Source organism: Algoriphagus sp. NF (assembly GCF_028823735.1).
In the GTDB taxonomy this organism is placed as follows: domain Bacteria; phylum Bacteroidota; class Bacteroidia; order Cytophagales; family Cyclobacteriaceae; genus Algoriphagus; species Algoriphagus marincola.
This window is the reverse complement of record NZ_JAPEIB010000004.1, coordinates 124,928-151,493: the sequence shown is the minus strand read 5'-3', so window position 1 is coordinate 151,493 and position 26,566 is coordinate 124,928. Positions and strand designations below refer to the sequence as shown.

At 40.8% G+C, this 26,566-nt stretch carries 25 protein-coding genes; 11 read left to right on the top strand and 14 right to left on the bottom strand.

From position 1 onward, the window contains the following. Positions 1-251: 251 nt before the first annotated feature. The gene (locus OU792_RS03215; RefSeq protein ID WP_274669451.1) at positions 252-1,601 is read right to left on the bottom strand and encodes a Gfo/Idh/MocA family protein; all 1,350 of its coding nucleotides are present in this window, start codon (positions 1,599-1,601) and stop codon (positions 252-254) included. A 12-nt stretch (positions 1,602-1,613) separates the two neighbouring features. Further along, the gene (locus OU792_RS03210; RefSeq protein WP_274669450.1) at positions 1,614-2,999 is read right to left on the bottom strand and encodes a 3-keto-disaccharide hydrolase; all 1,386 of its coding nucleotides are present in this window, start codon (positions 2,997-2,999) and stop codon (positions 1,614-1,616) included. Positions 3,000-3,159: 160 nt separating this feature from the next. On the opposite strand from OU792_RS03210, the gene OU792_RS03205 reads away from it, so the two are divergent. Continuing rightward, positions 3,160-4,323, top strand: a complete 1,164-nt coding sequence (locus tag OU792_RS03205; RefSeq protein WP_274669449.1) for a THUMP domain-containing class I SAM-dependent RNA methyltransferase — start codon at positions 3,160-3,162, stop codon at positions 4,321-4,323. A 29-nt stretch (positions 4,324-4,352) separates the two neighbouring features. Here OU792_RS03205 and OU792_RS03200 read toward each other — a convergent pair whose 3' ends face one another. From OU792_RS03200 to OU792_RS03185, 4 genes are all read right to left on the bottom strand, one after another. Further along, the gene (locus OU792_RS03200; protein ID WP_134202014.1) at positions 4,353-5,864 is read right to left on the bottom strand and encodes a DUF4301 family protein; all 1,512 of its coding nucleotides are present in this window, start codon (positions 5,862-5,864) and stop codon (positions 4,353-4,355) included. Positions 5,865-5,960: 96 nt separating this feature from the next. Beyond that, positions 5,961-6,716, bottom strand: coding sequence for a LytR/AlgR family response regulator transcription factor (locus OU792_RS03195; RefSeq protein ID WP_134202015.1), 756 nt, complete (start codon positions 6,714-6,716; stop codon positions 5,961-5,963). Next, on the bottom strand, positions 6,713-8,527 hold the full coding sequence (locus tag OU792_RS03190) for a sensor histidine kinase (protein WP_274669448.1): 1,815 nt from the start codon (positions 8,525-8,527) through the stop codon (positions 6,713-6,715). Before OU792_RS03190 ends, OU792_RS03195 begins: the two co-directional genes overlap by 4 nt. Further along, positions 8,524-9,690, bottom strand: a complete 1,167-nt coding sequence (locus OU792_RS03185; RefSeq protein WP_134202017.1) for a histidine kinase — start codon at positions 9,688-9,690, stop codon at positions 8,524-8,526. The genes OU792_RS03190 and OU792_RS03185 overlap by 4 nt, the downstream gene beginning before the upstream one ends. 361 nt (positions 9,691-10,051) lie before the next feature. On the opposite strand from OU792_RS03185, the gene OU792_RS03180 reads away from it, so the two are divergent. The 3 genes from OU792_RS03180 (at position 10,052) to OU792_RS03170 (ending at position 13,057) form a co-directional block, all read left to right on the top strand. Then, positions 10,052-10,882 carry a hypothetical protein gene (locus OU792_RS03180; protein ID WP_274669447.1) on the top strand — a complete coding sequence of 277 codons (831 nt, stop codon included), beginning with the start codon at positions 10,052-10,054 and terminating at the stop codon, positions 10,880-10,882. A gap of 82 nt (positions 10,883-10,964) precedes the next feature. Further along, on the top strand, positions 10,965-11,627 hold the full coding sequence (locus OU792_RS03175) for a hypothetical protein (protein ID WP_274669446.1): 663 nt from the start codon (positions 10,965-10,967) through the stop codon (positions 11,625-11,627). Between the two features lie 380 nt (positions 11,628-12,007). Then, positions 12,008-13,057 (top strand): hypothetical protein, encoded by a 1,050-nt coding sequence (locus OU792_RS03170; protein ID WP_274669445.1) that lies wholly within the window; start codon positions 12,008-12,010, stop codon positions 13,055-13,057. 15 nt (positions 13,058-13,072) lie between these two features. On the opposite strand, the gene OU792_RS03165 is transcribed toward OU792_RS03170, so the two are convergent. Genes OU792_RS03165 through OU792_RS03155 form a run of 3 tightly spaced genes read right to left on the bottom strand, consistent with a single transcriptional unit; the run spans position 13,073 to position 15,332 of the window. Further along, positions 13,073-13,936 carry a 5-oxoprolinase subunit C family protein gene (locus tag OU792_RS03165; protein WP_274669444.1) on the bottom strand — a complete coding sequence of 288 codons (864 nt, stop codon included), beginning with the start codon at positions 13,934-13,936 and terminating at the stop codon, positions 13,073-13,075. After that, positions 13,933-14,625, bottom strand: a complete 693-nt coding sequence (gene pxpB / locus OU792_RS03160; RefSeq protein ID WP_274669443.1) for a 5-oxoprolinase subunit PxpB — start codon at positions 14,623-14,625, stop codon at positions 13,933-13,935. Before pxpB ends, OU792_RS03165 begins: the two co-directional genes overlap by 4 nt. Then, positions 14,619-15,332: a LamB/YcsF family protein gene (locus OU792_RS03155; protein WP_274669442.1), complete on the bottom strand. Its 714-nt coding sequence runs from the start codon at positions 15,330-15,332 to the stop codon at positions 14,619-14,621. The genes pxpB and OU792_RS03155 overlap by 7 nt, the downstream gene beginning before the upstream one ends. Before the next feature lie 120 nt (positions 15,333-15,452). On the opposite strand from OU792_RS03155, the gene OU792_RS18660 reads away from it, so the two are divergent. Beyond that, a complete protein-coding gene (locus OU792_RS18660) occupies positions 15,453-15,581 on the top strand; it encodes a 30S ribosomal protein THX (protein WP_446698875.1) in 129 nt (42 codons plus the stop codon). Positions 15,582-15,611: 30 nt separating this feature from the next. Here the strand turns inward: OU792_RS18660 and OU792_RS03150 are convergent, their stop codons facing one another. The 3 genes from OU792_RS03150 to OU792_RS03140 are packed head-to-tail and all read right to left on the bottom strand — an operon-like array spanning position 15,612 to position 17,809. Next, positions 15,612-15,836 carry a hypothetical protein gene (locus OU792_RS03150; protein ID WP_026945998.1) on the bottom strand — a complete coding sequence of 75 codons (225 nt, stop codon included), beginning with the start codon at positions 15,834-15,836 and terminating at the stop codon, positions 15,612-15,614. A 6-nt stretch (positions 15,837-15,842) separates the two neighbouring features. Then, positions 15,843-16,355, bottom strand: a complete 513-nt coding sequence (locus OU792_RS03145) for a YdeI/OmpD-associated family protein (protein WP_274669441.1) — start codon at positions 16,353-16,355, stop codon at positions 15,843-15,845. Then, complete coding sequence (locus OU792_RS03140; protein ID WP_274669440.1) at positions 16,352-17,809, bottom strand: hypothetical protein; 1,458 nt, start codon at positions 17,807-17,809, stop codon at positions 16,352-16,354. Before OU792_RS03140 ends, OU792_RS03145 begins: the two co-directional genes overlap by 4 nt. 86 nt (positions 17,810-17,895) lie before the next feature. On the opposite strand from OU792_RS03140, the gene OU792_RS03135 reads away from it, so the two are divergent. Further along, complete coding sequence (locus OU792_RS03135) at positions 17,896-19,050, top strand: methionine aminotransferase (RefSeq protein ID WP_274669439.1); 1,155 nt, start codon at positions 17,896-17,898, stop codon at positions 19,048-19,050. Between the two features lie 59 nt (positions 19,051-19,109). Here OU792_RS03135 and OU792_RS03130 read toward each other — a convergent pair whose 3' ends face one another. Beyond that, on the bottom strand, positions 19,110-20,138 hold the full coding sequence (locus tag OU792_RS03130) for a sugar phosphate isomerase/epimerase family protein (protein WP_274669438.1): 1,029 nt from the start codon (positions 20,136-20,138) through the stop codon (positions 19,110-19,112). 237 nt (positions 20,139-20,375) lie between these two features. Here OU792_RS03130 and OU792_RS03125 point away from each other — a divergent pair, with 237 nt between their 5' ends. From OU792_RS03125 to arfB, 4 genes are read left to right on the top strand one after another with little or no spacing between them, the layout of a single operon-like run. Continuing rightward, positions 20,376-21,248, top strand: coding sequence for a TraB/GumN family protein (locus OU792_RS03125; protein WP_274669437.1), 873 nt, complete (start codon positions 20,376-20,378; stop codon positions 21,246-21,248). A 7-nt stretch (positions 21,249-21,255) separates the two neighbouring features. Then, entirely contained in the window at positions 21,256-22,317 is a 1,062-nt protein-coding gene (locus OU792_RS03120) for a sensor histidine kinase (RefSeq protein ID WP_274669436.1), read from the top strand. Positions 22,318-22,320: 3 nt separating this feature from the next. Next, positions 22,321-23,037: a LytR/AlgR family response regulator transcription factor gene (locus OU792_RS03115; protein WP_134202030.1), complete on the top strand. Its 717-nt coding sequence runs from the start codon at positions 22,321-22,323 to the stop codon at positions 23,035-23,037. A gap of 4 nt (positions 23,038-23,041) precedes the next feature. Then, a complete protein-coding gene (gene arfB, locus OU792_RS03110) occupies positions 23,042-23,473 on the top strand; it encodes an alternative ribosome rescue aminoacyl-tRNA hydrolase ArfB (protein WP_026945990.1) in 432 nt (143 codons plus the stop codon). Position 23,474: 1 nt separating this feature from the next. On the opposite strand, the gene OU792_RS03105 is transcribed toward arfB, so the two are convergent. Beyond that, positions 23,475-24,134, bottom strand: coding sequence for a metal-dependent transcriptional regulator (locus OU792_RS03105; protein WP_026945989.1), 660 nt, complete (start codon positions 24,132-24,134; stop codon positions 23,475-23,477). Between the two features lie 139 nt (positions 24,135-24,273). Here OU792_RS03105 and OU792_RS03100 point away from each other — a divergent pair, with 139 nt between their 5' ends. After that, positions 24,274-26,547 (top strand): TonB-dependent receptor, encoded by a 2,274-nt coding sequence (locus tag OU792_RS03100; RefSeq protein ID WP_274669435.1) that lies wholly within the window; start codon positions 24,274-24,276, stop codon positions 26,545-26,547. Positions 26,548-26,566: the final 19 nt, after the last annotated feature.

Here is a 26,566-nt window from a genome sequence, read left to right as displayed (position 1 = left end):
ATAGATATTCTGTTAGAGTTACTAACTAAAGAATTTTAATATACCCCCAATTCAAGCTAAAATCAATAGCTTGAAAATGCATCTTACGGAATCGATTTCGAATTGAAGTATTTGATATTCAGTTTATTGTATTTAAAAACTAAAAAGTCTATCTAAGTGCATTAGCTATGCTGCCATTGCCTAGATAGACTTTAAATCCGAGGAATTATTTGTGATTAAAAAATGACTTGTCTAGCCATGTAAGAATGAAATTAAACCTTAGGAGGCTCCCATCCTTTTTCATATTCTCGAGACCAGAGCTCCATCGCTTTTTTGGAGTTTTTGATGCGGCCAGAATTTGTATCACATTCCAGTGTCTCGCCGGTTCGATAGGAAATATTAGCCAAGTGACATAATAGAGTACTGACAGCTCCTTCTTCGATATTGGAGTTTTGGGTTTCTGTACCGCGCACGGCATTGAAGAAATTGACCACATGCCTTGTACTCATATCACCTCCACCTCCAAGTGCAGTGCCAGATTCATTACTAGCAGAAGAACTATCTTTTATCAGTTTGCCGCTTCTATCGTAGTGTTTGTAGCCTCCTCGATTGACAAAAACGCTACCTTCTGAGCCATAAATAATCGTACCTCTGTCCGAGCCATAGGTATTGTATCCGTTTCTGCTTTTTCCGTCCCATACGATTGTGGAATTATTTGAAAACTTGAAAGTAGCCTCCATTGTATCGTACATGGTCCAGCCATCATTTGGGAAGTGTAGCTTGGCGGCGTCGACCATTACTTTCTCAGGATAATTAACCTGCAATGCCCATCTCGCCACATCCAATTCATGAGTGGCATTATTACCAGTCTCTGCCGTGCCATAGTCCCATCCATACCAGTGCCAGTTGTAGTTCCAGGTATCATGGGTATAAGGCTTTCTGGGTGCTGGCCCTTGGAACAATTCCCAGTCCAGTCCTTCGGGAACGGGAGCTGGAGAGGGATTGATTACCTCACCCCGGGCATTGCTGTAAAAAGCTACTGCCTTGTAGGCCTTTCCGATAGCTCCATCATGAATGGCCTGAATGATCTCACGACTTTCGGGTGCGGATCTTTGTTGATTCCCCATTTGAACCACCTTGCCATATTTTTTCTGCAAAGCGATCAAAAGCTCTCCTTCTCTAGGATTGTGAGAACAGGGCTTTTCAACATAGACATGCTTTCCATGCTCCAGAGCAATCCAGGTTCCCGGTGCGTGCCAATGATCCGGAGTAGCATTAATCAAGACGTCTAAATCCTTGTCTTCCAATACTTTTAAGATACTTTTTTCCTGCTTGGGTTGATAGTCAATCCGCTTGGAGAAGTTTTCAGCAGCTCTTGTGAGTTGGCTATCCATCACGTCACAGAGATAGAGAAGATTGACATTAGATGATTTCAAAGAGATAGGTTCATAAAAAGCCCCTAATCTTCTGCCAAGACCAGCTATAGCAACATTCAATCTGTCATTGGCACCTAGTATTCTTCCGTATGATTTTGCTGAAAAGCCTACAGCTCCCAATGCTGAAATACCAAGGCTTGCTGCTGTACTTTTTTTGATGAAAGATCTTCTGGATTGCTTACTCATAATTTAACTGGGTTAATTTAAGGTCTTGATTTTGATGTTTTTAAAGCTCACTTCGTCGCCGTGGTCCTGAAGGAGGATATGTCCCTCGGTAGCTTCTCCGAAGTTTTCCCAAACTTTATATTTGGAAATAGCGACTAGATCCCGATATTCTTGAGAACCTCGGTTGTATTCTACTACCTTGACTCCATTTAGGAAGTGTTCTACTCGATTATCCGGGTGTACTACGATTCTACCTTTATTCCATTCCCCAATTGGTTTGACAAAGCGACTTTGCTTGTCAGCTTTGATCAAATCATAAAGGGAAGCTAAAGTCCGATTGCCATCTCTTCCCATTTTCGCATCAGGATGTTTTTCATCATCCAAGATTTGGTATTCCAGACCGATTGCTGAGCCGGAGTTGTTTTCAGAGAGTGTGACGAAATATTTCACACCACTATTGGCACCTTCGGTGAGTTTGAACTCAAAGCCCAAATCAAAAGTGGTGAATTTCTCTTCGGTTACAATATCGCCGGCATTGGTAGATTCCCCACCATCAGATGCTGCAATTGTCAAGACTCCATCCGAAACAGACCAGCCAAAATCAGGAAAAGAATCTTTGTAAGCACCAACCCATCCTTCAGAATTTTGTCCATTGAAGAGAAGCCTCCAACCTTGAGCAATCTCATAATCAGTCAATTGGTTTTTACGGTTGTTCACCACAAAAATGTCTGTATCAAAAGGCTTAGGATCAAGGTTTTCCGTTTTGATCTGAACGTTTCTGAAATATGTTTTTCGACCCGCGTCTTCAGGGTTTCGGATGCTGTGTACCTGCAGGCCGACAAAGCCCCTTGAATCAGTGTCATCGACGACATAAGCTACTTCTTGTCCATTGAGCCAGGTTTTGATTTCATCGCCAATGACTTCTATTCGGTATTTGTTGTACTCTCCAAGTTTGAATGCAGATTTTGCTGAGGGATTTAGATCCAAAGGGTAAAGCCAGCCTCTTCTTGCTTCATCATAAACTCCCGCTGACCAAGCTCTTTCGGTGGGATCTGCTTCGATTTGGTATCCAAATACCAGCCCCTTTCCTTCTCTAGCCTCAGGATCAAATTGTCCTCGAGCCATGATCCCTGAATTGGAAGAAACATGCTCCACTTTCAATTCTAACTCTAAAATGAAATCTCCAAATGTCTCCTCGGTGATCAGAAAAGTATTTGGAGACCCTTCCACTGCGGTACCTATTATTTCTCCATTCTCCACAGAAAATTCAGCGGTACCCGCGACAGCTTTCCAGCCTGAGAGGTCTTGTCCATTGAAAAGTTCTCTCCAGCCATCATCTGCTGATTCTTCTTGCTTTGCACAGGAAAAAAGTAAGAACTGAACAAGGATGACAGTGAACATTGATCGTATTCGTATCATGTGTTTTGGTGATTTTTGATATTCTAAATTGAAGAATTCAGGGCTTGTGCACAAATGAACAAGTACTCAAGTTACGCAATCGATTGCGAATTTTTGAAAGATATTTTACTCCCGGAAAATCTCTCTGAAGCATTCTATTTCAAATTATCTACTTTTGTGCATGCTAGATTTTAATGAAAGGCGGACGGTTTTTGTCACATGTAAGGATCGGTCCGTTGACTATTTGGAAAAGGAAATCCGTGAGTTAGGATTTTTTCCTGAGAAAGTGCACCGAACTGGAGTGGAGCTCAAAGCCTCTCTGGAGGATTGCATGGATTTGAACCTTCATCTCCGTACTGCTTCTCATGTACTGTTTGAGATTCGGAGTATTTACCTACATCAGGCTTCTGATATCTACCGGAGAATCAAGGCCTTGCCTTGGGAAGATTATCTAGACGTAGATGGCTATTTTTCGGTCAATTCGGTGGTAGAAAATGACACAGTTACCACCCCATTAATTGTCAATGTCAAAGTAAAAGATGCAATTGTAGATCGTTTTCGGGAGAAATTTGGAAGGAGACCTGACTCGGGTTCAGAGTTTTCAGGTTTAGTCATTCAAGTGTACTGGAAAGGGACACAGGCGCAAATTTATCTCAATACGACAGGAGATACCCTTGCCAAACATGGCTACAGGAAGATTCCCGGAAAAGCTCCAATGATGGAAGATCTAGCCGCAGCGACAATCATGGCTACCGAATGGAATACACGCGTACCATTCATCAATCCCATGTGCGGCTCAGGTACTTTGGCCATTGAAGCGGCCTTGATGGCATGCAAGCGCTTTCCGGGGCTTTACCGGGATCATTATGCTTTCATGAGTATTTTAGGGTATCCTGAGGAAGCTTATCAAGCAAAGATGAAAAAGCTCCGAGATAAGGTCATAGACAATCTAGGAGTGAAAATCATAGCTTCGGACATTTCGCTGCAGGCTATTTCTTTTGCAAAGGAAAATGCCGCAACGGCCGAGGTCGAGCATCTGATTGATTTTCAGGTATGTGATTTTGCAGAGACGGAAATCCCCGAAAAGCCCAAAGGTGTGATCATGTTCAACCCAGAATATGGAGAGCGATTGGGAGAAGAGGAAGAGTTGGCAGAAACCTACAGCCGAATCGGTGATTTTCTAAAACAAAAGTGTGCGGGTTACAGAGGCTACATTTTTACGGGGAATCTTAGCCTTGCCAAAAAAGTAGGTCTTCGGGCAAGTCGAAGAATTGAATTCTGGAATGGAACAATAGATTGTCGCTTATTAAAATACGATCTCTACGAGGGGAAAAAAGAAGGATAAAAAAACCGGGGTTAAGCCCGGTTTTCTTGTTATTGATGTTCGTCTCGAAGTAAATCATTGACGGTTTTTACCGGATTGAAAGTGATCAGAGGAACTTCCACAAAGAGTGTATTCCATCCAGCCATCGATCCGTTCCAAAGACCGGGAAGTTCAAGCGCTTTTAGCTCTCTTCCACTTTTTGATTTCTCCGTAATAAAACCGGTCTTCATGTCTCGGTACTGAAGTAAATCAAATTTTTCACCCTTGTAATTTCTCGTTCCGCAAACCAAATCCACTGGATTAAAATGAGTAGCTGCCTGCAAATGCCGTTCGGAGTTTGGGTCTTCCAAATTGATTTGGGCAGTTTCCAAAATTTGCAATGATTGGGAGCCGTCTTCTTCGGCTATCCAAAATGGTCCTCCTCCGGGCTCTCCGGTATTTTTCACCATACCACAAACTCGGATTGGTCGATTCAGCTTTCCCTTGAGAAAACTAAACTGCTCCATGCGAGGCATCCCATCAAATCTTGCCGGAAGCTTTCCTCCCAAATCTTCCACGTAAACTTTCTTTGCCCGATCGATGGCCGCAGGAGATATTTCGGTTTCAAGTTCTTCCAGTGCTTCGAATACTTTTCCTTGTACTTCCAGCAGGAGCCCACCGATTGCTTGTTTGTACTCTACCGTGGCTTGCTTGATTCGATCAGGCACCACGTTATCGATATTTTTGATAAAGATTAGATCAGCATCGATGTCATTTAGATTTTCGAGCAGTGCCCCGTGTCCTGCAGGTCGGAATAGAATACTCCCATCTTCCTCGAGGAAAGGCTCATTATCCATGGTGACAGCAATGGTGTCTGTGCTCTTTTTCTGTTGTGAATAGCTGACCTCGAACTTAAGGCCCGTTTCCTTTTGAAGCTGTGGAACAATGCTATCGATCTCAGCTCTAAACTTCTCTTCGTGTTCAGGAGAGACAGTAAAATGGATTTTTACGATTTTTCCTTTCCCGACAGCGTACTGACTTCCCTCTATCAGGTGCTCAAAAGCTGGTGTGCGTGTCCCGGATTCATAGCTATGAAACTTCAAGAGTCCCTTTGGGAGACTTCCATATCCCAATCCGTCATCATTAAGTAATGCAGCTAAAATCTCTTTATAATCTTTACGGTCCAAGCAGTCTGAAATGCTTGTTCCTCTGGTTTTTAAGACTTCGTCAAGATCTTGATAGAAGGCGAATTTTTCGATTCTATCCATAAACTTCTGGACAAAACCACTTTTGCTTATGTCACCGTCGCCATCCAAAAAGGCGAAAAGATCCTTGAACATTCTGGATGCAGCTCCTGAGGCTGGGACGAATTTGACAACTTCGATTTCAGCAGCTTTTTTTGGATAGGTTTCCTGAAAATGGTCCAAATCTTCATCAGACATGATTCGAATACCATTATTGGGAGTGGCAGGTCCTGTGATTTCTAAAAAAGGAAAGCCCGTTTTGAAATTTTCGATTTGCTGAGAAACGGTCTCTGGGTCCATTCCCTGCTTTTTGACTAGTTCGATTAGTTCAGTGTTCATGAATTTCGGTTTTTGAAAAGTATCCTTTAAGATAGCAGTCTATCTTACTTTGCTCAAAAAAGCAGTAATTTTTTTCCAAAAAATGCAATTTTCAATTTAGAAACCCATTCTTTTTAGAAACTCATCTTTTTTGCTTGGCGAAAGATTTGCTTGTTTGCCTCCATTCATGATTATGTAGCCTCCATCAGATCGAACGTATTTCTTGACTTCCTGTAGATTGATCAAGAAACTATTATGCGTTCGCATAAAATGCTGGTTTTGAAGGATTATTTCGTATTCTTTGAGATTTTTACTGACGAGAAGCTCTTTGCCACCAGACAGGAAAAACTTGGTATAAGAGCCAGCTGCTTCGCAAAACAAAATATCCTTTATGGGGATAAATTCCACTCCTTCGGCCGTAGAAAGGCAAATTTTTTGGTGCTCACTTTGTGGATTGGTAAGGTTGCCCAGAAGATTTTCTATAAGCTCCTGTCGGTTTTCACTTTCTTTTCGTTCAATTGCTTTTTGTACCGCAGCTTGAAGCTCTTCCAAATCAATGGGTTTTAGTAGATAGTCCAATGAGCTAAACTTGATAGCTTTGATTGCATAGTGCTCGAAGGCCGTAGTAAAAATCAACTGAAAATTAAGATGATTTAGTCGCTGAAGAACATCAAATCCAGTTCCCGTCTGAAGTTCAATATCTAAGAAAATCAACTCAGGTCTATGCACAGCTATTTTATTTACTGCATCGTCTACATTGGTGGCCTCTTCGACAAGTTGGACTTCAGGACAATATTCCCTAAGAAATCCCTTCAGAGTTTCCCTGCTGTGGAACTCATCCTCTACGATTAGGGCTGTGATTTTAGGGTTCATAGTTTTGGTAATTTGATGATGACTTTGGTTCCTTTTTCTAGATCTTCCAGATGGATTTGTGTCTTTTTGGAATTTCCATTGACCATCTTAAGTCTTTCCTCAGTGATACTGATACCCCTAGATGGTCTATGATCCAATGGCCTCAGTTTGGCGGATGCTTTTCTTCCGATTCCATTATCCTCTATTTCGCATCGAAAGTGGTTCTCCTCTTCAATAAAACGAATCCAGAGTTTTCTTTCCCCTGTTTGTTTGGGCATTAGACCATGCTTTAAAGCATTCTCCACGAATGGCTGCACGATGAGCATAGGCACTTCGAAAAAGCTCAGATCAGTATTGTCCGGCGTATTGATTTGGTACGAAAATGCATGATCAAAGCGAAGCGATTCTAGGTCAAGATATACCTTGAGTAGTTCGATTTCTTTTTCAAGACTGACATTCACATCAATGGAACTTTCCAAAACTTGTCTTACAAATTTGCTGAACTTGGTCAGATAGGAGAGGGCAGCCTCCTTTTGACCTGAGCTGATAAGATGTTGGATAGAGCTTAAACTATTGAAAATAAAATGGGGATTTATTTGTGCTCGAAGGGCCCCCATTTTGGTAGAAAAGGCCGATTTTTCAGCTTCACGCTTTTCGAGGTGGATTACTTTGATTTTGTAGGCCAGTCCCAAGGCAAAAATGGTGCTTTCAATCGCCGAACCAGCTATCATGTAATCCAAATTGAGAAAAAACATGGTCATTAGTGCACCTGAGGTGAAAATTATTGTGCCTGCTATGACAAAGTATTTCAGTTTGCTGGGATATCTAAAGAATAAAAAAATCACACCTCCAAAGGCAAAACTGGCCATAAAATACCGCTGAAAATCCATCAGTTGTGTCTGGATAATACTATATGGATTTTGCCAGATCATAATTGAAAGGACTACTATCAAAACTGTCAGCCCTCCTGCTATCCATTTGATAAGAAGATCAAATCGAGGCATTATTCTGGGTAAATCGAGAAAATGTCTGATGAATAACAAGTAGACCAAGTTGATTCCCAGCTGAGAGATAGTTCCTAACCAGAAATAGAGGTGATACTGCTTATAGCCAAAGGCATTAGCCAGATAGGGGCTTATTTGGGAAAAGTAAACAAGCTGTAGAATAAGAAAACTGCCATAATAGATGTATTGCTTTTCTCTCATGTAGAAAAAGAAAATGAGATTAAAAACTGTCAATACGGCCGCGGCCCCCAAGAAGAAAAATCCTAATACCTGACTCCGGAAAGAAGCAGGGCTTATGAAGCCATAAAAGCTTCTGTGTGAAATCTGATCAGAGAAATAAAAGACCTTATTATCCAAGAGTGGCGTCCTTCTGTAAAATTTGGCCTTGAGATATAATTTGTAATCTGGAAATAAATCTTGGGTGGAAATAGCCACATAAGTCGTGTAAGTAAGATCATTCCGTTTTAGGTCATTTTTACCGATCCGAGTCAAAGTCAAGGAGTCAATTTGGCTCTGTTTCCACAGGTAAAGCTGACTGAATTCTAAACTGCCTGGGTAGAGATAAATCGAATCTTGGCTTGAAAGTGCCTCAGAGTAGGCTGAAAAATCAAGAGCAAACCAATACTCATGTCGGTAGTCTGCGATACCGGCCTCTGAGGACGGTTTTAGATTCAAAGAGTCAATTTGATAAAGGAAATCCCAAAGAGTGACAGAAGTGTCGAATTTATAGATTTCGGGTTTGATAGCTTCATTGAATAAGATGCTCTGGGACCAGGCACAAAATGTCTGAAGGTAAATAGCCAAAAAAAACAAAAAGAATGGCTTCATAAAATAGGAAGTGCTAAGTTGACGATTTTGCAATGCTGCCCCTTATCCAGACAGGGTTCTTCTTTGGTTTCTACCTTAATATCTACTGTATTTACCTGGTTGATCAGGTCAATAATTGAATTCCAGGGGAGTACAGTTTGCCCGTTTCCGTTCTTTCTGTCTTTTTTTGCACGTGTAGAATCATTGATTCTGACCTGTAGTTTTACAAATTCTCCGCAGAGATCAAACCTCACAAAGATGGAAATCTCTCCATCAGCTTTTTGGATCTGTTCTTCCAGCAGGTTTTCTATGAGATTTTGTACGACTATACTGGGGATTTTGAGATTTTCCTCATTTAAACCCTCCGATACTTTGATCTCATAAGTAATTTTTTGTCCATATCGGAGTTTTTGAAGCTCCAAATACCACTTGACCATTTGGATTTCTTTGCCAAGCCAGGCAAACTCTTCTTTCAATTGGCTTAAAAAATATCTGAGGAGCTTTCCGAAAATATTCAAAAAACGAATAGAAGTACGCTTATCCTCTGACAGAATATGGTTTTGAATGGCATTCAGAGAATTAAATACAAAATGAGGGCTTAACTGTGCAGATAGGGCTTCAAGTTGTAGCTGGTAGCTTTTTCGTTGTAGTTCGAGTCGGATTTGTTGTTCCTCTTTCGCTTTTTTTTCAGCCCTAATTCTGGCAATTTGTCCGGAATAAATGGATGCTACAGCAGTCAAAATCTGGAGATGCTGCTGAGAAAAAAAATTAGCCTCCGAATTTTCACTATCGATTACTCCGATTACTTTTCCTTCCAAAAGGATAGGGACTGCTATCTCAGAAAGCCTGAAATGGTCGTCCGGAATGTAATCGCTATCTTCTCTTGTGTCATTTATTATTGTGGGAAGTCCTTTAGAAGCTACCTTTCCTGTGATCCCTTCTCCTATTTTTATTTTAAGTGGGTTGATTATCTCCTTTTCATTTGGGTTTTTTGGCCCTATTGCGGCTTTTTGGACTAGATAGTTTCCTTCTACCAAATAAATGACTGCATCTTCAAATCCCAATATCCCTATACAATTTTTGACTAGATCCCATACCACATCCTCCTCTTCCATCAGGTGGTGAAGTGAGCTGGAAAAGTGGAGAAGGATTTCTTCAATTTCCTTGGGCTGGATTGTTTTCATATCCCTGAGATTCAAGTCTTCTGGAATTTAAGAAATGTAAAATGAAATGGGTAATGTGACGCCATTAATAAATAGCAGATACTTTCAAAAGTAGTCTTCTAATCAATGAGGGCACTGTTTGATTGATCAAATTCCATTTCTGATTGACGGTTTGTGCTTTTGACTTGATATATTTTTAAAAGACTGGATTTCTGAGCTTTTGGGCTTGATTTTTTATCCAATCAATTGAAATGTGATTTTTGTCAAGGCAGATTTGGGATGTGTGAAAAAGGCCCAAATCGATTGAAATCCTCCCACTATGTTTGAATCGTCCGAAGGGAAGTTCCCTTCAAATAACGAAACCAATCAAACTTTATAACAAATGAAAAAGTCAATTTTAATCTTGGGAGTGATTACATTATCAGCATCACTTTCTCTCGCTCAGAACACATCTACATTGATGCAAACAGGAACCGACAACAGTGCGGTAGTGAATCAAATCGGAAAAGACAATTCCTCGGTGATTGATCAAAAGGGATCAACCAATTTGGCAGCTGTTCAGCAAGGAAACTTTGGTGGGGATGCGAACCCTTCTAATGATGCTAAGGCATTTATCCGTCAGGTGGGCTCTTTTAACAATGCTTCCATCTCTCAAAAACAAGCATCACCTCAAGGTACATTAGTGAGTTCTCATGAAATCGTCCAGAATGGTAGAGAGAATTTCGCCAATCTACGCTCATTTGATGGTGGAAATAAGGGCTATGTATTTCAGGATGGTATCAGTAACCAAGCATATGGAAGTCAAAATTCCTCCGGAAATTCTTTGAAAATCGAACAATTCGGAAATCTGAATATAGCGGAAGTTGACCAGCTTTTATCCAGTAATGGACTTGCCGAAATCTACCAGGAAGGAATTGAAAATAGAGCAAAGACCTACCAAGTTGGTAATGCCAACAGGGCATTCTTAGGTCAGGTAGGGGATCGAAATATTGCTCTTGAAATCAATCAAACCGGAAATGGTAATCTTTTGGGAGTCAGACAAGAGGGTGATGATAATACCTCGATTGTCAATCAAGATGGTAATTTCAATGTCGGCTCTATCAATATTCTAGGAGACGGAAACCTTTCCATTTTATCTCAAACAGGCACTCAGCATGTCTCAGCTCAATTTGTGGTAGGAAGCGGAAATGTCTCTGTAGTCACTCAAAACTGATAAATCACACAGCCTGGCCAATTTAAAACTGGCCAGGTTTTTTTCCGCATAAATCATACAAGGCCCAAAAAGTTCTACTACCATGAAGAATCCTAATTTTATTTTCCGTCCGATTATAGGAATGGCATGGCTGTTCCTTTTTCCGTTCGTTGCAATGGCCCAAGAGCTCCAAACAGCGACTACCGAACCATTTTCTCTAGATGAAAGTCACACCTCTTTTCGCCAAAAAGGGAATCTGGTTCGTATGGTACAAGTCGGAGATCAAAATATATCCTGGGCTCAACAGCAAGGGGAAAATACGCTTCAAATGAGTCAAAGAGGTTTTTCCAATTCTAATTTCAGCAAACAACAAGGGATTCAAAATCAGATAGTCCTTACCCAAATTGGAAATTTCAATGAGTCCAATCTACAAGTTTTCGGCAGCAAAACTCATATCTATTCGCTTCAAGCAGGGGATGAGAATCAACTGGTGGCCAGAATAGAAAATAGATCAGAATCCCGTCATTATAGCTCATTCACGCAGCAGGGGAGAGGAAATCAAATCGATTTGACACTAATTGGGGAAGGAGCACCAGCATCCATGGTCCCGAGAATTGAAGTGTCTCAACAGGGTCAGGGGCATGTGTTAAATGGGGTTATTGAATCTTATCATAGCCCTATATCAGTAACACAGACGGCCGGTGCAGGTGGAGCAGGGATGCGATTAAATATTTCATCTAGTGCTTTTGGTTTGCCCCGACAATGAAACACGGGACTTGCTATTTCTAAAAAAATGAGAGGAAAAAATATTCTCTAGATTTTGAATGAATGCCAAACTGAATTAAGAATTGTTTAGTGATTCGAATAAAATTTCAACAAGCTCCTGCTCTGAATAGACAGGAGTTTTTTTGTGATCGCTTTTCAAATTGACCGATCGCCCTTTTGAATTGATGAATCGCAAAAAGGCCCAAAATTTCACCCTTTTATCACTGAATTTTTGCCTCATCAATTGAAATGTATCTTTTGTCAAATCATAAAGATGATAGGTGAAATTGTCTAAAAATCAACCAATTACAGCTGCTAAGTTTGAATCGTCGGAAGGGAAATTCCCTTCAAAACACGAAACCAATCAAACATAATAAAAACATGAGAAAGTACATTTTAGCAATCGGTGTAGGAGCATTACTTTACGGCTCAGGATGTGATTCGATGAATCAGGAAAACACAGTACCTGTAGATTTGGAGCAGCAGGAAATTCATTCAGAAGAAGGTGGGGAAAATTATCGTCGAGGGTTTAATTTTCCAAAGCTTGAACTAAAGGCTAAGAGGAATTATCGAATGATGGAAAATGCCTATCAAATGCTTCCGTCTTATTTGCCTTTGCAAAAGGTGGAGGGAGCATATGAGACTAGCAGAAGCCGTGAACAATTCGTAGAAAAAATGATTATGGCTTCTCTTGAGATTTTTGATAATAACATCCAGCGAAGTGGAAGATTCCTAAGTCCGCTATCAAGAAGAAATCATCAATCCTTAGCAGCAGATGAGCATGAGGTAGAATATGATATTTTGGCTGGGAAATTTAAGGATGATGATGAGGCCTTAGCAACTCTTGCAGGTTTTATCAAAATTGGTGACATTAAAGGGGAATCACAAGACAAAAAATACCCGATTTTCAAATTTGTCGGAAACAGCTCTACTACATCAGGAGATGATTGTAAAGGAAAGGGACCCTGGTGTGATAGTATTCCACCCATCAAGCAGCCTGATATCGAGAAATTAGTTGATTGGTTGCCGGTATTGGCACGCACTCAAGCCCAACCAGCAGCTTTGGCTCAGCAGCTTGATATTCTAAGCGGTGAACTGGATCAGCGAATTATTATAGGATTGCTCCTTCCTGCGGTACAAAAGCAGGCAGATGTTCCGCAAGCTAATGCAGATGGTGAACATAAGGATTGGATAAATATTGAGAGTGTAGGCAGATCTTATGGATTGGAGCTCGGTAAATCAGCTGGTACATACATGGCTTTTGGGGCAGGAGGCTCAATTTTTGGTCTAGTGAATGAAAAATATGATGCCTCTGGTGATATGGATTGGGCTACTATTCAGCTGAACCGAAGAAAGTTCGAATTTGAGATGCTTCTACTTTGGTCTAAATGGTGGGAGGCTCAGCAAGAAAGAGATCCTGCAAGAGGTTAATGAAATAGTTAATTGTTAGATTAAAAACCGGATCTTTTGATTCGGTTTTTTTTGTGCCAAAATCCTTATATCATCTTCGTGAATCTGGAGTATTCGGGGGTATCCTCCCGTGACTTGGGCATCGCTTAGCAAGCAAATGACTTTTCCTCCCGGTGTCAGTTGGACAGTGCCGGGGTAAACTGGCGTGGTGTATATTTCTGAAAGTTGATTAGGAAAGGATTCTTCAAGCTGGATAGCCATACTGTTTTTTAAGGTTGAAATGGTGAATTCAAGGCCCATAATTTCTTCCTTCTCACTTTCAGAGAGTTGGTAAAATTCTGGTCCTGCATACACTCTTATTGTTGATTCCGAGAGGTATTTATAGTCCCAATTTGCTTGACTAGATGTCTGAATGATAGGTGTTTCGTGATTGGTAAAATAGGGGATATAATCTCCCTTTTTTATAAAATCTTGATCACTGATTCCTGTGAAATAGCTTCTCGAATCAAGCCAAGAGGGACTTCGGAAGCCCCACTTTATTCCGAGGTATAGAATACTGCCTGATTCAAAGTTTCCAATTTCTAGCTTTGACCCTTCCAAAATAGGAATCAGACCAGATGAGCTAGTTTCCTTCCCATTCAAAAATACTTGAGCTTTAGCACCAGCAAGGCAAATCAGAGTCGGAGCGTCAAATCGAATGGAGAAACCTGGTTGGGTGATTTCCAGTACGGCGTCATCTTGGTGGTTTCTCAGTAAATGGTTTACCCATAGATAGGCTAAATGATCCAATGGACCTGCTTGAGCGATCCCATATTCAGCCATCCCATTCCGTCCCAGATCTCTGATTTTGCTGCCTGGGCCAGTCTTCAAAATGCTGGCAGATGCAGGGTCTTTGATCATGACTGTCCTAGAATTTTGGCGCTAGCTGATAATTCATCAAATTCTTCCTCAGATATCGGATAAAATCGAATGAAGTCTCCGGGTTGCGGATTCACCGGAGGGTTTTGGCCTTTGTCGAAAATTTGAATTGGAGTTTTTCCGATGACATGCCAACCTCCCGGGCTGTCCAGAGGATATATCCCTGTTTGCTTCCCTCCAATAGCTACTGATCCTGCGTCAATCTTTCGATCAGGAATGCGTTTTCTAGCCGATATCAAATCTGGATGCAGACCTGATAAATACATGAATCCCGGCAAAAAGCCATAAAACTCCAATACATATTCACTCTGACTGTGAATCTGAATCAGATTTTCTTTGCTAATGGCTTTCTCCTTACAAAGCTGATCTAAATCCTTTCCGAATTTTCCTCCATAGCAGACTGGGATTTCCCAAGTTTGGGGTATTAAATCTTCTGAGTTAAAGCATTTGGGAAGTGAATTATAGAAATCCTCCGGACCTTCATTTTTCCAAACAATACTGATAGTCTGATACCCCTGTCTGATTTCAAGGAGTTTTGAATGGTATTGATTCTCCAGCCATTTTTTAAGGCCAATTCTAGTGTTGCGAAGGCTGCTTGAGGGTTCTTCCTCCCAAAACAATTCCCATATTCTTGGGGTGATTTTCCTTAATTTTGGTCTTTTGACTACCATTTCCTAAAGATTTTGGGAAGAAAATCAAGAATCCCCGGATTGTCTCCGTGAAAGCAGATCGTTTCTGCCGACACTTTAATCTCTTTGCCGCTTTTGGTATGGATTTTTGACTCTTTTAAGATCGGAGAAATGTGTGCTTCAATTTCCTCAAAACTTGTTAGAAGTGCTCCTTTTTCAGTTCTTCGGAGTAAGAGTAATTGATCCGTGTAAGCTCGATCTCCAAATAGCTCTTTTCTGGTTTTTAGCCCCACAAATTTTGCAGCTCGCTCCATTTCCGAAAAAGGAGGTACGAAGACGGGGATCTCCGGAAATTCGGAGTATAAAAATTCACTCAACCAATTGGCAAGTTCTGGTTGTGATGCTGCATCATTGTAGAGCGCACCATGAAATTTGATATGGTCAAAATCCATTTCCTGAGCTTGAATTACTTCTTGAAATAAATGGATTTGCTCGAGCAAGGTATCCAGCAATTGCATCCGATGCATCCGGTAGGATTTTCTGCCGAAATTTTTCCGGTCAGGGTAGGAGGGATGAGCTCCTACTTTTTTTTCCAATTCGCCACAGGCTAATACCGTCTCCCGAATACTGTCTCGATCTCCGTAATGTCCACCGCAAGCCACAGATGCAGCGTGGAGGTATGGGATCAGTTTTTTTTCGTGGGGAACTCCTTCTCCTAAATCGATATTGATTTGTAGGCTTTTCTGCATGAGGGAAGTTAGGAAATTCAGAAATGATTTTTGCCTTCGACATTACCAATTGTCTCAAAATTGACTTGAATGGCTATGTTTTTTAATTTTAACGTATGTGAAACAAAAACCTAAATTCTTATGGGAAAAGGAGATTTGAAATCTAAACGAGGAAAAATCAATCGTGGAACTTTCGGAGGAAGCAGACCCAAAAAAGAAGCCAATCGCCAAGCGAGGCGCCTGAAATGGGGTTTAGAAAAAAATGATTGATTGATGTACCAGGGGCTTCGGCCCCTTTTTTTATCCTCTAGGCTGAATCATCAATACTTCCTTTGTTTTCTTGTCAATCAGGACGGTCAGAGGTCCCTTGATCAAATCTTCAAATGTTTTGAAGGTTACAAAAAATTGATTTTCTGATTCTTTTACAACTGCATCTTCCCAAGACTCAGTCAGCGATTCTCGATCAACTGGCTCCAAGGCATCAAATGCTATTTTTCGGATTTTTTCAAAAGCTTTTTGATTCATGATTTCCTAAAGGTTATTGTAATGCTTGATCCATTCATTTAGCTGTTTGAAGTCCAGTTTCCCTTCGGCCACTTTGAGGTGATGCAAGATGGCCAAAGACTTTTTCATTCGACTTTCTGGATTTTTTACTTTGGTGACCAAATAGATTAATGATCGCTGCTTTCCTGGAGTAAGGGAGTTGAAATATTTTTGTCCTTCTTCATCTTGATCCAAAAGTACCTCAAACTCTTCAGGGACTTCATGACCATACTCGCTCTGATCTTGCTCTAGCGAAATATTGCATAGGCTATCTTCATTTAGTCCGAGCTTTTTTCTAAGATTTTTGGTTACGAGAATATACCAATATTCTTTGGCTTTCATCAATGCAACATGGAAAGGACCTTCTTCCTCAAACCAGGCCAATACTCTCCGGTTATCATCACGAATCATTGAAATAGCTACCTCATCCGGCACCGGGAAGTGATACTGCCAATGATTGTAGTCAAAGGCTGATAGTTTGCTGGGGAATTTTTGTCTCACTCTTTAATCAGTTTGACGGCGATCTCGCCTTCATTAAGCTTAAGGGTTAAAATCAGCTCTTCGACTGTGACTTGAAAGCTGCGGATATTCTTCAATTCACCAGTCAGGGTATTGAGTAGTTCCACTCGATAGGTTCCCGGCGGTACATTCAGCTTTAGGTAGCTGGACTGTTCTCCTGCCTCGACCACAAAGAATCCATACCCCTGATTTCCATTTTTCATGGCATAGGTTAGGAATCCAGGAGACCCAATTACCACATCCTGATCAGGAGTGAGGAATTTCAAGTCAAAGGAATGGAAGAAGTCATGGAGGATTTTCAACTGCTTTCTAAGACTCACACTACCACCTCCAGGTGCTTCATTCACAAGTGTGCCATCTTCTTTTCCGGTGAAAAATGAATAATCTAAATTATTGAAAAGCCCTCCGCCAGAAAATAAAAATGCCCAAGCCTGTCTTCGGTAAACCATGTCGGAGTTTCCGGCAAACCCTGATTCATCAAAGCCAATTACCCGATCCCAATGATAATTCATTGTGGCAGATTGGGGCCAGTTGTAGTGAAAATTTAGAATGGAAATATGTTCAGATATTTTGGAAAGCGGGGCGTAGAAGTTTGCGTAATTCTGGGCGATCAGGTGCTTCTTGGGAAGGCCGCTTTCTGATTCTACAATGGTTTTGACCATTTCATCTTGCCAAGCCAAGGAAAGTGAGTCTGCAATGTCGATTTTTTCTGTCCAGTCAGCATCTAATGAATATTGATTTTTCAGATTTAGGATGGATCGACCTCGGTCGGACCAAGGCTCATTTTGGATTTCAAAGAAGAAGTTCGGGTATGGGTTGAGTTCTTTCACCAACTTGCTGACATAAGACTTTTGAAGTTCGAGCAAGGATCCGTTTCGAGTAGTGTGTACCAGTTTTCGCTCAAGTGGAGCTGCTGAATCTATTCTGTTTAAAGGGTTTTGGGGGTTGATTTCCCAGTGTTCATCTGTGTAAATGGAAGAGAAAAAAGTAACTTCTACGATGATGTCGAGCTCCTCAGCCAGCCTCATAAACTCATGTAATCTCTCAAAATAGGTGGGGTTATAGCTTGACCAGTCGTACAAAATTCTTCCGTCACGCTCCACGGTATTCCAGGGTGTGATTACCCGGTTTTTCTCTGGTGCTAGCGTGTTGTATTTGATCCCAAAGCTGGTAGAAGCTATTTCAAAATAACTTCCCATAAAAATCCGGGTATAGTTCATGCCCTCTTGATGTAGTGTCCTCAAGTATTTCTCAAAGTCAAAATCCAAATTCACCAAGGCACCATAGTGTTCGGCAGAGGTAATTAGGGCTAATGGTTTTCCTTTGTATTCGAAATAGTGAGGGTTTTCCGGCAAGAGTTTGATCGGCTCTTGACAGAAGGCTATCGAATGGAGAGAAAGTAGTAATAGGGTTAGAAAAATTGGAAAGGGTTTCATTGCTCGGTTATTTTTATCAAATTAAGAATTAATACTTACAAGTTAAATCTTCATTTTAGATGCTTTCCGTAGCATAAATTTAATTCATGCCCCTTCGATCAAAATTACCCCATTTAGGTACCACCATATTTACGGTCATGTCTCAAATGGCCAAAGATTATAATGCTATCAATTTATCTCAAGGCTTTCCAGGCTTTGATTCGGATCCAGTGCTCTTGGAGTTGGTTGCTAAGTACACCAGAGAAGGATACAACCAGTATGCTCCGATGGCTGGAATTCCTGCTCTTAGAGAGGTATTATCATCCAAAGCAGAACGTTGCCATGCATATAGACCTAATCCAGAAACTGAAATCAGTATAGTTTCAGGGGCTACTGAGGCTATTTTTTGTGCGATCACTGCGGTGGTTAAGCCCGGTGATGAAGTCTTAATTTTGGAGCCTGCCTATGATAGCTATGAGCCTGCTATTCTCCTCAGTGGTGGAATTTCCATTCATATTCCTTTGAAAAAAGGCGATTTTTCAATCGATTGGGAAAGGGTTATTTCCTCCGTGACTTTTAAAACCAAGGCAATCGTAATCAACACTCCTCACAATCCTTCCGGCTATGTTTGGTCTTCTTCGGATTTGGATCATTTGGCCCAACTGATAAGGGATCGAAATATCTTAGTGATCAGCGATGAAGTATATGAGCATATCACTTTTGATGAGAGAAAGCATCTGTCTCTCATAGGACATGAAGAGTTGAGGGAAAAGTCATTCGTATGCGGATCATTTGGCAAAACCTTTCATGTGACAGGATGGAAAGTAGGGTTTTGCATCGCCCCACCAGAACTGATGGAGGAGTTTCGTAAGATTCATCAATTTGTCACTTTCAGCACGGTGACACCAATCCAATATGCTTTGGCAGAATACCTGAAGACTCCATCTAATTATGAATCAGTTTCTGAATTCTATCAGAAAAAGCGGGATTTTTTCTGCCAGGGATTAAAAACAACAGGCTTGGAATTTAGTCCTGCGCAAGGAAGCTTTTTTCAGATGGCCTCCTATGGTTACCTATCAGATATCTCAGATAAGGAATTGGCGGAGCGTATGACAAAGGAACTCAAGGTTGCCTGTATTCCGGTTTCTGCTTTTTATCACAATGGGCAGGACCATAAGTTTATTCGATTTTGCTTTGCAAAAGAAGATTCCGAGTTGCAGGAGGCACTAGGAAGATTGGAGGGTTTGAAACGAATTCTATAAAAAAACCGGCAACGTTTCCGCTGCCGGCAGGCTGTGTTAAGTTCCTGTTTTTCAAGGAATCAGGCCAAAGACTTTCTACAAAATTCCAAACATTTTTGTACTTCAGAGACAGGATCCGAATTTTCAGGAACTTGATATTCCAATTCGATCGTAGCTGGAAATTTGTATTTGTTTTTTTGCATCATTTTCAAAACATCTCCAATCGGAGTGTCACCAGTTCCCCAAGCTACATTTCCTTTACCATGCTCAGGTGTCTGCCTGTCCTTGGTATGCATACTGAGAATCCGCTGATGGTTTTTTTCAATCAGTGGAAAAAGATCTTGGTGTCCTGCAGCGATATAGTGACCCATATCTAGATTTAGTGCATTGTTTGGGCTCTGAGCCAAGGCGCTGTCCCAAAAGTCAAAAGTTTGCTGCTCATGACCATGATAGGCTACAGACATTTTATTTTGCTCGCCCATTTTGCCCAACTTGAGTGTATGCGCATCATTAGATGGATGCTCTAGCGTGACATGAGAAGCTCCCAAAGCTCTCGCTGCTTTCATTCCATAGGCGATTTCTGCATCGGTATTATTAAAGCCGAAAGCACTGGGCTTGAAGGCATAAATGCTTACACCTGCATCCTTGTACATCTTTCGAAGCTTTTCAAATGGAGCCATATCGGCACTTGCTCTCCAATCAGCCACAGCTTTTGAATAAGCCTCTGCCTCCGATTGGATATCCTTCAACTCTTTTTGCTCATCTTCGGTCAAATTTTCTCCGGCTCTAGCTTTCCGGCCAAGTTGCCATGCTTTCCTGCGATCAAAATTAGCCTGAGGCATTCCGGCAAAACTCTCTGCAGGATCACCCATTAGTTCGATTGCTGAAATTCCACTGTCCACGACATATTTTAAAGTTGCCTCTGCACTTTGATCGGGAAGAGATCGAAAGGAATAGGTGATGCAGCCGATTTGTACGCCATTGATTCGACTATCGGGCTTGTTCCAGCTTTTAATTATTGCTGGTGCACCCTTCAATAATCCCGGAGCTACCGCAAGTGAGGCTACTCCAATTGCAGATTTTACGAGAAATTCCCTTCTGTTTTTCATTTGTAATAATAGGTTTGAGAGCAAGTTTGGCTTTCTATTGTGTCAATTTAAATGAATAGAAACGAAATTCAGAATTTTTCTTACGTATTTTTTAATTAATTTTTCAATTAGTCTAGAAAGTCGGTGTTATTCAGCAGGTTTTTTCTTAGCTGAACAGCTGATTTTATGCGATTGAAAAGTTTTTTGCAGGTTTTTATTCGCTTGTTTCTAGCTTAGGATCAATAAAACCTTAAAATCATGAAGAAATTTAATTTATCACAATGGCTATTGGTTCTCCTGCTGGTGATTTCAGCAGGCTTAACTACGCATGCTCAGTCGGAGAAAAGTCTCCTGTGGAAGATTAGTGGGAATGGACTAGCTGAAGATTCTTATCTGTTTGGTACCATTCATTTGATCTGTCCTGATCAGTTTATGATGGATGATAGAATCAAAGAGGCCTTTGAAAATACTGATCAGCTTGTGATGGAGCTCGATATGGATGATCCTACGATGCAGCAGAAAATGCAGCAACTTTCGCTAAATGCAGGAATGAAAAACCTCGAACCTCAGATCAAGGAAGAATACAAAGAGGCTCTGAATAAGTTTTTGATGGAAAATTATGGTGCTAATATCTCCCAGTTTGGAGTGCTTAAGCCATTTGTGCTGTCGAGCATGATTATGCTGAAGCAGCTTCCTTGTGAGCAGATTGAAAGCTATGAGCTGTTTTTTACCAATCTAGCAACTGAACAGCAAAAGGAGATTTTGGGCTTAGAAACGGTTGAATTTCAGATGCAGGTTTTTGATCAGATCCCCATTGATTATCAGCTAGATGAGTTGGGAAAAATGGTTACCGAAGATTATACACAAAAGGAGTTTGCCAAAATGATTGAAGCCTATCGGGCCGAAGATTTGGATCAGTTGTATAAAATGATAGCTGAATCAGGCACTATGACCGGGGATTTTGCGGAGATCATGCTAGATGACAGAAATGAAGAATGGATTGATGATATGGAAAATCTAATGAAGGAAGAAGCAACCTTTTTTGCGGTAGGTGCGGGACATCTCGGTGGAGAAAACGGTGTGATAAGCTTACTTGAGAAAGCTGGGTACAAAGTAGAGGCTGTGAAGTAAAATGAATATGCTGAGAGGAACTCCAGTAAAACTTAACCATACGCAATTATATTGGGTGTTTCAGGTTCTAGGCTGGAGTTCCATAGTTTTTGTGGAGACGGTCAATTATACCTTTTTTATTTTTGGACAGTTTCAGTGGGAATATTTTTTCCAGTTTCTTGTAATGGCAAGTTTAGGGGTTTTGGTTTCTCATTTCTACAAAAAATGGTTTATACCGAAATCAATCTTTGAAAAAGATCTATCGCGGATTTGGATCAAGGGAGTTTTTGATGTTTTGGTAATTTCATTTTTGATGACCTTTTTTCTATATGTTCCAATGACTGTATTTACCAATCCAGATGACTTTTCAAAAAGGGAGTTCTGGATCAGCTTTTTTGGGCAGGTGATGAATCTTGGAAGGTACGTGATGGGTTGGGTAGTGATTTATTATCTGTATCACATCATGAAACAGAATCAACACGTAAAGGAACAAAAGCTCATCTTAGAGAATGCTGCCAAATCAGCAGAACTTGAACTTCTGAAAAATCAACTTAATCCCCACTTTTTATTCAATTCATTGAATTCCATCAAAGCTTTGGTTTTGATCGATCAGGAAAAGGCCAGAGATGGAATCATCAAACTTTCAGAGCTCTTGAGATTCTCTTTGAACTATGAGCGGGTGACTTTGATAGCCATTCAAGATGAAATGAATGAAGTTCAAAAATATTTGGAGTTAGAAAAAATTAGGTTTGGGGATAGGTTGGAATTAGAAATCCAGCTAGAGGAGGATACCATGGAGCTCAAAATTCCTCCCGCCATGGTTTTGACCCTTGCTGAGAATGCAATCAAGCATGGAATCAGTCAGGTTCCCGATGGAGGTATGGTAAGGGTGGTCTGTCAAAAGCGAAAAGGGAATTTGAGGATTATGGTTACAAACCCTGGTAGCTTGGATGGAAAGCAAACATTTGGGATCGGTTTAAAAAATGTGACTAAGCGATTACAAGCACTATATGGTAATGATGCTTCCTTTGAATTGGTCAGGAATGCTAAAGAAGAGATTGAGGCTAGAATATTGATTCCAAATATTTGAGTAATGCAAAAAACAGTTTATCTAGTTGATGACGAATTGCTCGCCTTACAGGAGATGGAGGTAATGCTGAAGCCCTTTTCTGAATTGAAGGTGATCGGCAAAAGTGCCCGTGTAGAAGAGGCAGTGAGAGAATGTAATGACCTAAATCCAGACCTTATTATTTTGGATATTAATATGCCAGGGATGGATGGTTTTCAGTTTTTAGAATCTCTAAACTCTGTAAATCAAGTGATTTTCGTGACGGCCTATGATCAATACGCTATCAAGGCCTTCGAGATTAATGCCTTAGATTATCTGCTAAAGCCGGTCAATCCACTGAGACTTCAGGATGCCATTAGACGTTTTCTCCTAAACTCAGAATCGGAGCATGCTCCCTCCCAAAAACTTTCTTTGGACAAAAAGATTTTTATTAAGGATGGAGACTCCTGTTATTTTGTGGCTGTCCATAAGATTTTTCTTCTGGAAAGTGTCGGAAACTATGTGCGGGTTCATTTCGAAGATCAGAAACCTTTGTTGCATAAATCGCTTTCATATCTAGAGGAAAGGCTCCCTGAGGATCTTTTTTTCAGAGCAAATAGGCAATTCATCTTCAATTTGGATTTCGTGAAAAAAATAGAACCTTATTTTAATAGTACGCTGGTGATTCATTTGAATTCGGGACATCAAATTGATTTGAGTCAGCGACAGAGTGTGAGATTTAGAGATTTGACCGGTATTTAGAGGAATGATAAATTCAAAACTCAATCAACGGATAAGTTCAGGAGTTTTTGAAAAGGAGTTTCAATTTAAAACTTCTAGAAGCTCAGGACCTGGTGGTCAAAACGTCAACAAGGTAGAGACAAAGGTCGAATTGCTTTTTGCTGTAAATTCATCCGAGGTGCTAACTGAGGAGGAAAAAGAAATTCTCGCCAAAAAAGCTGCAAATAAAATCGACCAAGAAGGAATTCTTCACCTGACAGCACAGGATAAGCGGTCCCAAATTCAAAATAAGGACTTGGTCATTCGAAAGTTTTATGACCTACTTCGCAAGTCCTTTGCAAAAAAGAAGGTTAGAAAAGCAACAAAACCGAGCAAGGCAGCTATCGAAAAGCGACTGAAAGCCAAGAAGATAAAAGCTGAAAAGAAGTCGGGTAGGGGTTGGAGTAAAGATTATTAGATCAATCAAAAATCCTGATTAGAAGTTTTTCGCATACTTTCTGACTGAGCGATTCCCGCTCCTTTTCACCATAAGCTACCGTCATACTCTGGTCAAAGGATTCTTTTGAAAGAATCTTCAATTCTGTACCGAGACTCAGTTGGCGAGAATTAAGATAAGCCAAAAATTCCGCTGAAGAGTCAGATAGAGCAGCGATTACTGCTTCTTGGCCGGGCACTGCTTCACTCAGACTTTTTAAATGCAGTTCTTGTATTCTTCCCTGCTTGTCCGGAATAGGAGAACCATGCGGGTCTACGGTCGGAAAGCCCATCATTTCGTCCATTCGCTCAAAGAATTTCGGTGCATGAATATGCTCTACTTGCTCCGCAATTTCATGGACCTCTTCCCAGCCAAAGCCCATTTTATTGACTAAAAACATTTCTGTAAGCCGGTGCTTTCGAATGATTAAAGCGGCAGCTTTTTTTCCCTGCTCGGTCAAAATCACAGGCTTGTACTTTTCATACTTGCACAATCCCTGTTTCTGAAGGGTCTTTACCATGCTATTAGCAGTAGGCATACTGACGCCCAGTTGATTAGCCAAATCAGAGATACTTGCCTCTCCCTGATTATTAGATAAGTTGAATAGGGCTTTTAGATAGTTTTCCTCTGTGATAGATGCCATGGAATCTTATTTTTCTCAAATATTTTTAAAAATACTTTCAAATCAAATTTGTTAGAATAATCTAACAAAATATATTTGCATATCTAATTACCGATTTAAAACGAAAAATTCTTATAATTGCAACAATGTTGCATTAATTATGAAAAAGCTATACGGTTTCTTAGTTCTTATGTTTTTTTCCTCATATGGAGCTGTTGCCCAGGGGAATCTTTCGGGGAGAGTAGTTCAAGCAGATAAGCCGCTTGAATTTGCTTCTGTCTATCTACCTGAGCTAGGTAAGGGAACTATGACTGATAGTGCTGGATATTTCTTGTTAGATGATCTGCTCCCTGGCACTTATCGGGTAGAGGTTTCGATGATGGGTTATCGTAAATCTGTGGAGGATTGGACAATTCCCTCTAAGGAAGAACTTGTGATTTCGCTTAATCCATTAGATACAAGCCTGGAAGAAGTGGTAGTCAGTGGAACGCTACAGGAAGTTTCCAGATCGAATAGTCCCGTTCCTATTGAGGTTTACAAGGATGGATTCTTCAAAGCCAATCCAACACCGTCCATATTTGAATCACTTCAGACTATTAATGGAGTCCGTCCTCAGATCAATTGTAATATTTGTAACACGGGAGATATTCATATTAATGGTTTGGAAGGGCCTTATACCATGGTTTTGATCGATGGGATGCCGATTGTAAGTGGATTGGCAACTGTTTATGGCTTGACAGGAATACCACAATCTTTGATTGATCGAATCGAGGTGGTCAAAGGCCCGGCATCGACGCTATACGGTTCAGAAGCAGTGGGTGGATTGATTAATATCATTACTAAGAGCGCGGAACTGGCGCCCATCGTTTCAGTAGATGCTTTTGGGACGAGTTGGGGGGAGGTCAATCTGGACCTGGGTCTTAAAACAAAGATTGGTGAACGTGTTCATTCTATGACTGGGGTTAATATTTTTCAGTATGATAATCCAATTGACAACAATGAGGACGGGATGACAGATGTGACTCTTTCAAAGCGTATTTCACTTTTTCAAAAATTTCGCGTAGATCGAAAAAACAGAAAGGAGTTTAATGTAGCCTTAAGGTACCTCTATGAAGATCGCTGGGGAGGAGAAATGAATTGGACACCAGAATTTCGAGGTGGTGTCGAGATCTACGGAGAAAGCATTTACACGAGTCGCTGGGAGCTTTTTGGAAATTATGAACTTCCAACCATTGAAAATCTGAACTTTCAGTTTTCTGCCAATGGACATAATCAAAATTCGGTATACGGAGATATGCTTTACCTGGGAGATCAGAAAATTGCCTTTGGTCAATTGACTTGGACCAAGTCCCTAGGTAATCACCAACTCCTTTCAGGTCTTGCTTATCGCTACACCTACTACGATGACAATACTCCCGCTACTGCAAGTGCAGGATTAGATCAGAATTTGCCATCTGAAATTCATCTTCCAGGGGCGTTTGTTCAGGATGAAATTCAGGTAGGTAAAAATAAAAGCCTTCTTTTAGGAGCCCGCGTTGATTACAATTCGGTTCATGGGCCTATATTTTCGCCTCGCGCAAATTTCAAAGTATCTTCCTCTGATCAAAGTTTAATATTTCGACTTTCGGCGGGGAATGGATTCCGCGTGGCAAATGTGTTTACCGAAGATCATGCAGCGTTGACTGGAGCAAGAGATGTGATTTTCGAAGAAGAGCTCCAGCCAGAGCGATCCTGGAATACGAATGCGAATTTGGTAAAGAAGTTCTATACTAATTCGGGAGCCTTTTTGAGTCTAGATGCCTCGGCCTTTTACACTTATTTCACAAATCGGATTATCCCTGATTATGAAACCAATCCTAATCAGATCATTTACGCAAATCTTGATGGGCATTCGGTTTCCCAAGGAGTTTCTTTGACCACAAACTTCGCTTTACCCAGTGGGTTGGAGGGAAATATTGGTGCGACATTCTTGGACGTAACACTTACTGAGGAAGGAATTACTGAGCGTCAGATTTTGGCAGAGCGGTTTTCTGGGGTGTGGAATATTGCCTATAGTTTCTCAAGAATAGGTTTGAAAATTGATTATACCGGAAACGTATACGGCCCGATGCGATTACCATTGTTGGGAGAATTGGATCCTCGTCCAGAGTATTCTCCTTGGTTTAGTATTCAAAACATCCAAGCTACAAAAGTGATTGGAAAGCGATGGGAGATTTATGGCGGTGTAAAAAACCTTTTGAATTTTTTACCTCCGGCCAATAGTATTGCCCGTGCATTTGATCCATTTGATAGGGGAGTGGACTTTGCAGAGGATGGAAGCGTGATTCCTACTCCAGGAAACCCTAATGCTTTGACATTTGATCCGTCATACATGTTTGCTCCGAATCAAGGAATAAGAGGATTTCTAGGGGCTCGCTTTACAATACTCGATTAAAAATTGAATCAGTCAGGCT